Annotated in this window: 12 protein-coding genes; all 12 read right to left on the bottom strand. The window is 64.2% G+C overall.

Features of this window, described 5'->3' with window-relative positions:
* Positions 1-242 precede the first annotated feature (242 nt).
* Complete coding sequence (locus RDW26_RS03495) at positions 243-1676, bottom strand: ATP-binding protein (protein WP_307982542.1); 1434 nt, start codon at positions 1674-1676, stop codon at positions 243-245.
* Between the two features lie 11 nt (positions 1677-1687).
* A complete protein-coding gene (locus tag RDW26_RS03490) occupies positions 1688-2380 on the bottom strand; it encodes a response regulator transcription factor (RefSeq protein ID WP_307982541.1) in 693 nt (230 codons plus the stop codon).
* Positions 2381-2392: 12 nt separating this feature from the next.
* Positions 2393-3103, bottom strand: coding sequence for a response regulator transcription factor (locus RDW26_RS03485; protein ID WP_307982540.1), 711 nt, complete (start codon positions 3101-3103; stop codon positions 2393-2395).
* Positions 3104-3174: 71 nt separating this feature from the next.
* Complete coding sequence (locus tag RDW26_RS03480; protein ID WP_307982539.1) at positions 3175-3855, bottom strand: phosphate uptake regulator PhoU; 681 nt, start codon at positions 3853-3855, stop codon at positions 3175-3177.
* On the bottom strand, positions 3855-4595 hold the full coding sequence (gene pstB, locus RDW26_RS03475) for a phosphate ABC transporter ATP-binding protein PstB (RefSeq protein WP_307982588.1): 741 nt from the start codon (positions 4593-4595) through the stop codon (positions 3855-3857). The genes RDW26_RS03480 and pstB (RDW26_RS03475) overlap by 1 nt, the downstream gene beginning before the upstream one ends.
* A 70-nt stretch (positions 4596-4665) precedes the next feature.
* Complete coding sequence (pstB, locus tag RDW26_RS03470; protein WP_374110308.1) at positions 4666-5472, bottom strand: phosphate ABC transporter ATP-binding protein PstB; 807 nt, start codon at positions 5470-5472, stop codon at positions 4666-4668.
* Between the two features lie 14 nt (positions 5473-5486).
* On the bottom strand, positions 5487-6404 hold the full coding sequence (gene pstA, locus RDW26_RS03465) for a phosphate ABC transporter permease PstA (protein WP_307982537.1): 918 nt from the start codon (positions 6402-6404) through the stop codon (positions 5487-5489).
* Positions 6397-7314: a phosphate ABC transporter permease subunit PstC gene (gene pstC / locus RDW26_RS03460; RefSeq protein WP_307982536.1), complete on the bottom strand. Its 918-nt coding sequence runs from the start codon at positions 7312-7314 to the stop codon at positions 6397-6399. Before pstC ends, pstA begins: the two co-directional genes overlap by 8 nt.
* A 51-nt stretch (positions 7315-7365) precedes the next feature.
* The gene (locus RDW26_RS03455) at positions 7366-8310 is read right to left on the bottom strand and encodes a phosphate ABC transporter substrate-binding protein PstS family protein (protein WP_307982535.1); all 945 of its coding nucleotides are present in this window, start codon (positions 8308-8310) and stop codon (positions 7366-7368) included.
* A 414-nt stretch (positions 8311-8724) separates the two neighbouring features.
* Positions 8725-9489: a mechanosensitive ion channel family protein gene (locus tag RDW26_RS03450; protein ID WP_307982534.1), complete on the bottom strand. Its 765-nt coding sequence runs from the start codon at positions 9487-9489 to the stop codon at positions 8725-8727.
* Positions 9490-9571: 82 nt separating this feature from the next.
* Positions 9572-9838 carry a hypothetical protein gene (locus RDW26_RS03445; RefSeq protein WP_307982533.1) on the bottom strand — a complete coding sequence of 89 codons (267 nt, stop codon included), beginning with the start codon at positions 9836-9838 and terminating at the stop codon, positions 9572-9574.
* 5 nt (positions 9839-9843) lie between these two features.
* Positions 9844-10743 (bottom strand): homocysteine S-methyltransferase family protein, encoded by a 900-nt coding sequence (locus RDW26_RS03440; RefSeq protein WP_307982532.1) that lies wholly within the window; start codon positions 10741-10743, stop codon positions 9844-9846.
* Positions 10744-11302: the final 559 nt, after the last annotated feature.

Here is an 11302-nt window from a genome sequence, read left to right as displayed (position 1 = left end):
CTCGATATCAGGTTCCACCCTTGTCGCCGTACTTTTTGCGATGGACCGATGCTATTTCCGAGGGAGCTCAAGATAGCAAGTGAAACGGAGATTCGCGCCCGTTGGCACGAAAGCCGGGAAGCAAGCTGCGAGCACCCACCTTGTTGAGGTGGGTTCATCCTTCCGGCCGGGGGTGGGACTTTTTTCATGCCCGAATCCAGCCCGCCCCGCCATCATACCCGCAACCATCTTGCGAAAAGCAGCTACGCCGCAGGCAGCCTGAGCACGAACGTGGTGCCCTCGCCTTGCACCCCTTCCACGCAGATCGTGCCGTGGTGGTATTGCACCGCATGCTTGACGATGGCAAGCCCCAGGCCCGTGCCGCCTGTTTCCTTCGAACGGCTTTTATCCAGACGGAAGAACCGCTCGAACACCTTTTCGCGCATCTCCTCGGGAATGCCCGCCCCGGTATCGCTCACGCGCACCGTGACCACCGATTCGGGGTCCGGCTCCGCCCCTGCCGCGCGCAGCGCCTCCAAAACCTCCTCGGACGCAGCGCCCTGCGACACGCGCACCGACACGCTTCCGCCGGCATGGTTGTAGCGCACCGCATTCTCGATAAGGTTGTATAGCATCTCCTCGGCAAGCGTCTCGCTACCGTTGATGTGGGCGGACCCGCCCTTTACGGAGATGGATACGCCCTCGTCAGCGGCGAACGACTCCAAGCGTCCGGCCATCCGTCGGGCAGCGGACGCCACGTCGATGGGCCGCTCCTCGCGCGCGAACGCGCTCTCGTCGAGCTTCGAAAGCGTGAGCACGTCGTTGATAAGGCCGCGCATCGCCTGCGCCTCGTCGTAGATAAGGCCGGCGAACTTCTGCCGGTCCTCAGGCAGCACCATATCGTTCTTCATAAGCTCGGCGTAGCCCGATATCACCTGCAGCGGCGTCTTCATCTCGTGGCTGACGTTGCTGGAGAAATCGCGGCGCATGCTTTCGGCTTCGGCAAGCTCCTTGTTCTGCTTCTTGAGCTGCGTCTGCTGATCGTCGATGCGCTGAAGAAGGGGCACCATTTCCCCGTAGATGTCGTTTTCCAAAGGTTCCGCCATGTCAAGGGCGTCGATAGGCTTCATGATGTGGCGCGTGAGCAGCCGGGACAGCAAGAATACCAATCCGGCGACGACCACGAGCGCGAACAGCGTTGGCACGAGCATCTCGCCCAAGAAGGCGAACAGGGAATGACGGGTTTCAGACAAGCGGACGATGCGCCCATCGGAGAGCTTCTCGGCGGCATACACCGTATCGGTGCCCAAGGTTTCCGAATAGCGCATGCTCACCGCCTCGCCCGTGCGCGCGGCCTTGCTGACCTCGGGACGGGAGGCGTGGTTATCCATCTGACCGGCGTCTGCCTGGCTATCGTAGAGCACCAGGCCGTTTTCGCTGATAAGCGTGTAGCGGGTGATACCGCTGAACTGCTGGGACAAGACGGTGGTCACATCGGCGGCCGGGGCCTCGTCAAGGGCCGTCGCCGCCCGGCTGGCTTCCTGGACCAGGGCCTGCTCGGCATCATGCTCATAGGAGTAATAAAAGATGCTGACCATCACCGCGGAAAAGGCCAAAAGAATCCCCAGGGAAAACGCCAAAACGGTGGTGAAGATGCGGCCGGCAAGGCTTTTAACGTGATCGGGCGAAGGGCTCATGCGGCAAACCTCTATTCCGGCTGTCTGATGCTGTAACCCACGCCGCGCACGGTTTTGATGCAGGCATCGGCACCCGGGCATGCGGCGGAAAGCTTCTGGCGCAGCGTTTGGATGTGCACGTCGACAGTGCGCGTCTCGCCCACGAACGTCATGCCCCATACGTCCTCGAGCAGCTGACCGCGCGACAGCACGCGCCCGACGTTGCGAAGCAGTGCGCACAGCAGGTCGAACTCCTTGAGCGTGAGCTCGACGGGGATGCCGCCTGCGGAAACGGTGTGCTCGAGCACGCGCAGCTCGATGGGCCCGCACTCCAGCACATCGCCGGCGGGCGCGGTTGGCGCCGCGGCGCGGCGCAAGAGCGCGTTCACGCGGCTGACCAGCTCCATCATGCCGAAGGGTTTGGCCAGGTAATCGTCGGCGCCCGCATCAAGGCCGCTGACCTTGTCGAACTCGGTGCCTTTCGCCGTGAGCATCATGACGGGAAGGAACTTGGTGGCCGGGTCCTCGCGCAGGCGGCGGAGAACCTCGAGTCCGTCGATCTCGGGTAACATGATGTCGAGCAACACCAGATCGGGAAGCGATTCCCGGCAAGCATCGAAGAAGTCGCCGGCATGGGCGAAGCCCGCTGCCTCAAGGCCCGCCTGCTTGAGCGCGTACACCGTCAAATCGCGGATATTCGTGTCGTCTTCCAAGTAGTAGATCATGCTTGCACCTCGTTATTCCACAACCGAATCGTCTGGACGCGGGCCCGCCAGGCGATAACCGACCCCACGCACCGTTTCAACGACATCGGCATGCTCGCCGAGCTTCTGCCGAAGTGTGAGCACGTGCATGTCGACCGTGCGGCTGCCGCCGCCGAAATCCCAGCCCCACACGTTTTGCAGCAGCTTCTCGCGCGACAGCACGACGCCGGGATGGCGCATCAAATACGCCAGCAAATCGAATTCGCGCATGGTAAGCGCCACGGGCGCCCCGTCGACGAGCAGCTCGCGCGCCTGGAAATCCAGGGAAAGGGCGCCCAGGCTCAGAACGTCCTCGCAACGGCCGCCTCCCCAATCGGGAGCACGGCGCAGCATGGCGCGCACGCGGCTCACCATCTCCATCATACCGAAAGGCTTCGTGATGTACTCGTCGGCCCCGGCATCCAACGCCCGCACGATGTCCAGCTCCGAGTTTTTAGCCGTGACCATCATGACGGGCACGCGGGAAAGCTTGCCAGGCGTGCTGCGGATGCGCTTGAGGATTTCCAGGCCATCGACGTCCGGCAGCATGATGTCCAAAACCACCACATCCGGGATGCTTTTGGCGCATGCGGCGCGAAAAGCCGTGTCATCGGGCTGCCCTTCGGCCTGGATGCCCGACTGCGTCAAGGCGTACAGCACCAGCTGACGGATGTTCTCATCATCCTCGACATAATAGACAGTCACCTGTCACGCACCCCTTCCACAGCCGAAGCGCCGGGCGCGACGCGAACCCTGCGCCCCGCTGCCGCGCTGCGCTACGCTTCGGCGTTTTCCTTACCCGCAGAGTTTAGCGCATGCTCGCCCGTTGCGCGGAAAACGGCCCAGCTTGCAATGCGCTCGGCATCGTCGCCCATGCGCTCGAAGTACTTCGCCACCATGAGCAGCTCCGGCAGATGGCTGGCGCCCTGCGTCTCGCTGCGGATCAGATCGACCACCACCTGCTCGCAGCGGTCGTACAGGTCGTCCACCCCGTCGTCCATGGCGAACACGCGCTGCGCGAGCGCGGCATCTGCCTGGGAGAACGCCTTCGTGGCAAGCGAGACCATGTTCGACACCTTGTCGGTCGCCTCGGCGAACTCGCTCTGCAGGTGCGAGACGGCCTTCGGCGTAAGCTGTTGGGAGAGGTACGCAACGTCGCGCGTCATCTCGTCGATATGCGCCAAGTCGCTGACCAGGCGAAACGCGCCGGTCACTTCCCGCAGATCATCGGCCACCAGCGGTTGCTGCATGAGCATGATGTCAAGGCAGCCGTCCTCGATGGCCTCGCGCATCCTGCGCGCCGCTTTGCTGCCGGAAAGCACGCTTTCGGAGGCATCGGCATCGCCGGCAAGCGCACGACCCGCGGCCCGAACATCGAGCACCGTCTTCTCGGACAGCTGATTGACCAGCGCCCCCAGCTCCTCCAGCTTGTTGATATAACGGGTACGGGTCTTCATCAGCTGAACCTTCCTGTCAGGTAGTCTTTCGTCTTCTGCTGCACGGGGCCGCCGAACAGCTGCTTGGTCGGCCTGGATTCCACCAGCTCTCCCAGGTAGAAGAAGGCCGTCTTGTCGGCCACGCGCGTGGCCTGCTGCATGTTATGCGTGACCACGACCACGGTGCGCTCGCGGGCGAGCTGCACCATCAGCTCCTCGACGAGCGCCGTGGAGATGGGGTCGAGAGCGCTCGTGGGTTCGTCCATGAGCAGCACCTCGGGCTTCGTGGCCAAAGCGCGCGCAATGCACAGGCGCTGCTGCTGGCCGCCGGAAAGCCCCAAGCCCGATTGGCCCAGCTTGTCGCGCACCTCGTCCCACAGGCCGGCGTCGCGCAAGCACTTCTCCACCAACTCGTCGGCCTCGGCGCGACCGAGCCTGCGCATGCGGCGCGGTCCGTACAGGATGTTGTCGCGGATGGACATGGGGAACGGGTTGGGATGCTGGAACACCATGCCCACCCTCACGCGCAGCTCGTTGGCATCGCCGCCGAAGATGTCGCGCCCTGCCACCTCGATGGTGCCTTCGGTGCGCACGGTGGGAACGAAGTCGCACATGCGGTTGAAGGTGCGCAGCAGCGTTGACTTGCCGCAACCGGAAGGCCCGATGAACGCGGTGGCGCGGTTCTTCGGGATGTCGAGCGTGACCCCTTTGAGCGCCTGGAAATCGCCGTACCACAGGTTGAAATCGCGGATGGAGATCATGGGCTCGTCGACCTGGGCACCCGCATCGCGCACCGCCGCGCCTTGCTCGTTTACGAAATCGGTCATATGATCAGCCGAACCTTCCCGTCAGATAGTCTTGCAAACGCTTATCCTGCGGCTGGCTGAACAGGTGCTTGGTGGGGCCGGTCTCCACCATATCGCCCACATAGAAAAACGCCGTGTTGTCGGAAATGCGCGTCGCCTGCTCCATGTTGTGCGTCACGATGATGGCGCAGATGCCTGACTCGGCGATGGAGCGGATGGTCTCCTCCACCGTGAAGGTGGAGATGGGGTCAAGCGCGCTGCACGGCTCGTCGAACAGCACCACGTCGGGATGCATGGCCAGCGTGCGGGCGATGCACAGGCGCTGCTGCTGACCGCCGGAAAGGGCATAGGCGCTCTCGTCGAGCTTGTCCCGCACCTCATCCCACAGCGCGCCGGCGCGCAGGCTCTGTTCCACCAGCGCATCGCAATCCTCCTTGCCGCTCACCAGGCCGTGGCGCTTGGGGGCGAACAAGATGTTGTCGCGGATGGACTTGCGGAACGGCGTGGGCTGCTGGAACACCATGCCGATGGATTTGCGCAGCTCGAACAAGTTCTCCTTGCGCGTGTTGATGTTGCGACCGTGATAGAGCACCTCGCCGCCGATCTTGCACTTGGGGATTTCCCGGTTCATAAGGTTGAGGCAGCGCAGAAACGTGGACTTGCCGCAACCGGACGGGCCGATCAGCGCCGTCACCTGCCCCGCCGCGAAGTCGAGCGACGTGGGATGCAGGGCCTCGTTGCTCCCGTAGCATACGGTAAGATCGCGCGTGCTCAGAAGCGTCCCACCGTCGGACCGACCGTCGCCCGCCTGGGGCGCACAAGCGCCTACCATTTCGTTTTCCCTGCTCATTCGCTGGTCAGCCTCCTTTCCAGATACTTGCCGATCACGCGTGCCAGGATGTTGAACGCCAGGATGCACACCATGAGCACCGCCGCGGTGCCGTTGGAGATGGCCGTCAGGTCGGGCACCACGCCCTCGCTGTTGATCTTCCAGATGTGCACGGCCAGGGTCTCGGCCGGGCGGAACACGTTCCACGGACACGAGGGGCTGGAGAAGTCAAGGCACGCGAAGTCGAGCACCGGGGCGGACTGGCCCGCCGTGAAGATCAGCGCCGCGGCCTCGCCGAACACGCGGCCCGCGGAGAGCACCACGCCGGTGACGATGGCGGGCATGGCAGCGGGAAGCAGCACGTGGATGGTGGTTTCCCAACGCGTCAGACCCATGGCAAGGCCCGCATCGCGCTGGCTGCGCGGCACGTCCTCGAGCGCCTGCTGGATGACGCGCACGAGGATGGGGATGTTGAACATGGTCAGCGCCACCGCGCCGGCGATGATGGAGAATCCCCAGCCCATGTACAGCACGAAGAACAAGAAGCCGAACAGGCCCACGACCACCGACGGCAAGCTGGACAGCGTCTCGATGGCGGTCTTGGCGATCGCCGTGGCCGCGTTGTCGGGCGCATACTGCGACAGGAAGATGGCCGCGCCCAAGGATAGCGGCACGCTGATGAGCAGCGTGAGGATCAGCAGGTAGAAGCTGTTGAACAGCTCGGGGCCGATGCCGCCGCCTTCCTTGAACTGCTGGGGCTTGCCGGTGAGGAAGTTCAGGTCGAACAGCTTCGGCGCGCCCGCCACCAGGATGTAGATAACGATGGCCGCGAGCATGAGCATGACGAAGGCGGCGATGCCCACCAGCACGCCGGTGGCGATGCGGTCCTGCCGGTTGATGCGGCGCACGTGCGCCGACATATCGAAGTTAGCCACGTTTTGCCGCCCCCTTATGCCCGATGAGGTGGATGATCATGATGAACACGAGCGACATGGCCAAAAGCAGCAGGGCCAGCGACCACAGAACGTCGTTGTGCACCGTGCCCATGGCCTCGTTGCCCATGCCCATGGTCAGCACGCTGGTCAGCGTGGACGCGGGCGTGAACAGGCCGGAGGGCATCTGGATGGCGTTGCCGATGACCATCTGCACCGCCAGGGCCTCGCCGAAGGCGCGCGTCATGCCCAGGATGACCGCCGTCATCAGCGACGGGGCCGCGCTTTTGAGCACCACGTTCCAAATGGTCTGCCAGCGCGTGCAGCCCAGCGCGTAGCTGCCCTCGCGATACTCGTGCGGCACGGCGGCCAGCGCATCGATGGACAGGCTGGTGATAGTCGGCAAGACCATGATGGCCAGCACCACGGCGCTCGAGAAGATGCCGAAGCCGGTGATGGTCTGCCCCATGGCGCCCGCCGCATCGCGCACCCAGGCCACGATGATCGTCAGGCCGATAAGGCCGTAGACCACCGACGGGATGCCCACCAAAAGCTCTAGAAGCGGCTGGAATACGCGGCGACCGAAACGCGGCGCCACCTCCACCACGAAGATAGCGCTGCCGAATGCGATGGGCAGCGCGAACAGCGTCGACAGCAGCGTGACGGAGAACGAGCCCGCGATCATGGGAAGCGCGCCCACCGTGGGCATGCCGTTCGCGTCCTCCTGATGCGGGTTCCATGTGGTCCCCGTCAAAAACGAACCGAGGTCGATCCCGTCGGCGGTAAACGTTGCGATACCGCGTCCGGCGACCATGGCGACAAGCGTGACGACAAGAAGCGCCACGAGCGCGATGCACGCGCCCGTGACGCCCTGACCGACCCGCTCGACGCGTGCTTTCGCCATCAAGGCCATATGCGCGCGTCTCCTTTCGAAACTAGTTGACTCGATGCGGGTATGGCGAACCTACTTGTTGGAAACCTTGCCGGAAGCGTCCTTCTCCACCTTCATGCCGGACATGGGGATGTAGCCCTGCTGCTCCACCAGGCCGCCCTGCACCTCTTCGCCCATCATATACTCGAGGAACGCCTTCGTGGCCTCGTCGGGGCTGGCAGCGGTGTACATATGCTCGTAGGACCAGATCTTCCAGGAGTTGTCCTCGACGTTTTGCGCATCCGGCTCCACGCCGTCGACCTTGAGAGCCTTGAAGCTGCTGTCGAAGTAGGAGAAGGCCACGTAGGAGATGGCACCGGGGGTGCCGGCGACCATCTTGGCGGCAGTGCCCGAGGAATCCTGCTCCTGCGGCTTGAAGGAATCGGGCACCTTCGTACCTGCCAGGACGACGTCCTCGAACGTGGCGCGCGTGCCGGAGCCGGAAGCGCGGTTGATGACGGTGATCGGGGAATCGGCGCCGCCGACCTCGCTCCAGTTCGTGATCTCGCCCGTAAAGATCTTCTTCAGGTCCTCGAGCTTGATGTCGTCGATGGCGACGTCGGCGTTGACGATCGGGCCCATGCCGACGATGCACACCTTGTTGTCGGCGATCTTGGAGATGTCGGAGGAATCCTTCAGCTTGGACTCGGCGAACACGTCGGAGTTGCCGATCTGAACCGCACCCTGGGCGATCTGCGTGACGCCCTGGCCGGAACCGCCGCCCTGGACGGTGATCTGGACGCCAGGGTTCTCCTCCATGAACTGCTCCGCGGCCGCCTCGCACAGCGGCTGCAGCGCGGTGGAGCCCACCGCCGTGATGGTGCCGGAAAGCGCCTTCTTACCGGAGGCGGCGTTACCGGATTCGGCGGAGCCGCCGTTGGAACCCGAGCAACCTGCCAGGCCGAAACCGGCGACGGCCAACGCGGACATGCCGGCGATGCCGATGAAGCTGCGGCGGCTGATGTAAGAACCCTGCATAGTACGTATACTCCCTTCGGATGTCTTCTCATGCAAAACGAGCTTGCAGGTGAGGATGGTACGCGCTTCGTCGGGGAGCGCACGACCGCAAGCGCAGTCCATGACCGAAGCGTGACAGGGTTTTACGCGCGGTTTACAAGCCGGACCGGGGTGCTTTACAAAGCGCTTGCTTCGCTGCGAAGGCTTTACCCTCGCCTGTCGCACGAAAAGGCGAAGCGGCGGGCGTTTTGCGAAACCCGCACGCGAGCAGGCGAAACGGGGCGGACGCCAGGACCAGCCAGAACATACGAGGCGAAAAAACGGCGCCGTCGCCGCCGAGATGAACGAGCGCAGCCCCTTCAAAGCGCGAACAGGCCGAGGGCCCCGGAAGCATCCGCCTCCGAGGCCCTCGGCCCGTTCGTATACGATATCCGTCTATTGCCTGGTCAGGGGCGCGATAGCGCGTAGCACGGCATCCTTCGCCGGCGTGGCGTCTTCGCCGCTTGCCATGGTGAAGATGAGCGACCCGGCGAAACCGACGTCGACGACCTCGGTGAACCACAGGCGCGGGGCCGCCTCCACCGCGCCCACCCGACGCGCCGCGGCGAGCGCCGCCTGCTCGATGCGCCCGGCCCTCTCGTCAAGATCCTCGCCGCCGCCTTCCACCACCAGGGACAGCGTCACCTTGCCCGTAGGCGGCAGATGCACGAGCGACGTCTTGTTGATGATGGAGTTGGGGATGACCACCGTCTCGCCCTTGGAGTTGGTGATGGTGGTATGGCGCCAGTTCACGTCCTTCACAACGCCCGCAGCGCCGCCGACCGAGATGTTGTCGCCCGGCGATACGATACGCAGCAGGCTGACCTGCACGCCGCCGATGAGATTGGAGATGGTGTCCTGGAAGCCCAGCGAGATGGCGATACCGCCGATGCCCAGCGCCGTGATGGCGGCCGACACGTCCACGCCGAAGCACGTGGACAGCACGACAGATCCGCCCACCACCCACACGATGGCGCGCCCGATGTTGATGAAGATCGACGACGAGGGCAGATCGTCGGAGTAGTTGAGCACACGGCGCAGGAACTTCGTGAGCAGATGCCCCACCACCGCCGTTGCCGTGATGATGACTACGGCGGTTATGAGCGTGCCCAGCCACGCGTTGCCCACCGCCGATATGATGCCGTGCTCGAAATCCTCCATATAAGGAAAGCCCCTTCCGCGGGATGACCCGCTTCAAACCACGGGGCCACGCCCGAACCGGGACGCGGCCCCGCAAGAACCGTTATTCCACCGTGCCGTACACCTGACCCCAAGCATGCCCGTCGATAGCCGAGTTCAGCTGATCGCACAGGCGCTGGCGCGTATAGGTGCCCGGCGGCAGCAAGGCGATGATCTCGTCGAGGTCGTCGGGCAGGTCGAACGACTCGGCCGTGACGACCACGTCAAGTCGCCGCACGAACTTCCCGCCGTCGGCGAACACCGAATCGACGACGCGCTGCAGCTGGCCGTAGTGCTCGCTGCGGCGTGTGTTCGTCGCGAACTTCGCCATAGCGGCTACGCCTCCACGTCGGGTCGATGCGCATCGAGGCCTTCCGTCGCCGCGACCAGGGCGCCGGCATAAGCGGGCGTGGCCTGGCCGGTTGCGCGCAGGAACTGCGCGCCGGCCGCGCGAAGGTGCTGGGCCGCCTCCATCATGACATCGGGGCGATGATACGGGTTTTCCGGCGTTGCCTGGCGCTGACGGGGGTTGTGCTCCACGACGTCGAGCTGCGCGAGCACGGGCAGGGGCAGCTTCGCCGCCTGCCGCGCAAGCTCGCAGGCGCGCTCGACGGGCGCCTGCGTGCAAAAGCCCGCCACGCTCGCCTCGAACTCGGCCATCACGTCGAGCGCCTCGTCGAAGCCGTGGCGGCCATCTGCCAGCATGCCGTCGGCGCCCACGTTCACGGAGGCGAACACGGGCAGGCCGCTAACCTGGCGCAGGCCCATAAGCGCGCATTTCAGGTCGCTTGGGTTGGTAAACCCGTTCAAGAAGAAGCCGTCAAGGGAAAGACCCTCGAAGGCGCGCGCCGCGCGGGCATACTGGTCGCGGTTCTCGTTGAGCGACGCCTTGCTAGACGCATCGAGCGGCAAACCGCACGGCCCAAGCTCCACCAGCACATGCTGGGGGCGCAGCTTCGCGGCGCACGCGACGGCGGCGCGGGCAAGCTCGGGTAGGCGCTCGGCCATGCCCTGATGCGCAAGGCGCGCCGGGGTCATGCCGGCCGTTTCAGTGACAAGGCACTGCACGCCCGCCACAAGGTTCAGGCGAAGGGCGTCCTCGACGGCCTCCGGCTCCATAAGCGTGGCATATTCCACATCGCCGTCGAGCTCGAACCCTTGGCGCGCGAGCACGGGGGCGACAGGGCTGGACAGCACGAGCATATCGCGGTGGAACCGCAGCTGGATATCAGGCATGGATGTTTCCTTTCGACCTGAACATGATACCAAAGGGCCCAAGGAGCCAGGCAAAGGGGCATCGCAGGCACACAAGCGCCACCCACATCTGCGCTCCATAAGGTTACGGGAAGAGAACATCTGCTTTCATCAGGGAAAACCGCTGTTTTACCACCCTGTTCCCGTCTGCTTGGCAACGGAACGGTAACGGCGTCTCCTGGGCATTCACATTCCGTTCACGAGCGCATCACCCCAAAGCCACTCCCCGGACACGCCCGCTTCAACATCGGCCGGTATAGTAAGCCTTGCAAGCGGGACATCCCCTTTCCACCGCTTGTCTGCTCCCCATAGCAGATCGCGATGCTAAAGCATCGTTCCTCCCCTCCTTTCGGGCCGCAAGTTTCCCCCTTTTCACTTGCGGCCCATCCCTTTTCTTGGCCGAAAACCGCCAACGCACGAAACCGCGCCGCCGAGAAGCCGGTCTCCGCGCAACGTCGCAAGCGGAAGATCATATCGGTCCGCATCCGCACAAGCCGCCTTACCTGCCAGGGCCCCGGCATCCCACCCCGACGAGCCCCGC

The sequence above is a fragment of the uncultured Senegalimassilia sp. genome (assembly GCF_902464545.1).
Taxonomy (GTDB): domain Bacteria; phylum Actinomycetota; class Coriobacteriia; order Coriobacteriales; family Eggerthellaceae; genus Senegalimassilia.
This window is presented reverse-complemented; position numbering and strand designations above follow the sequence as displayed.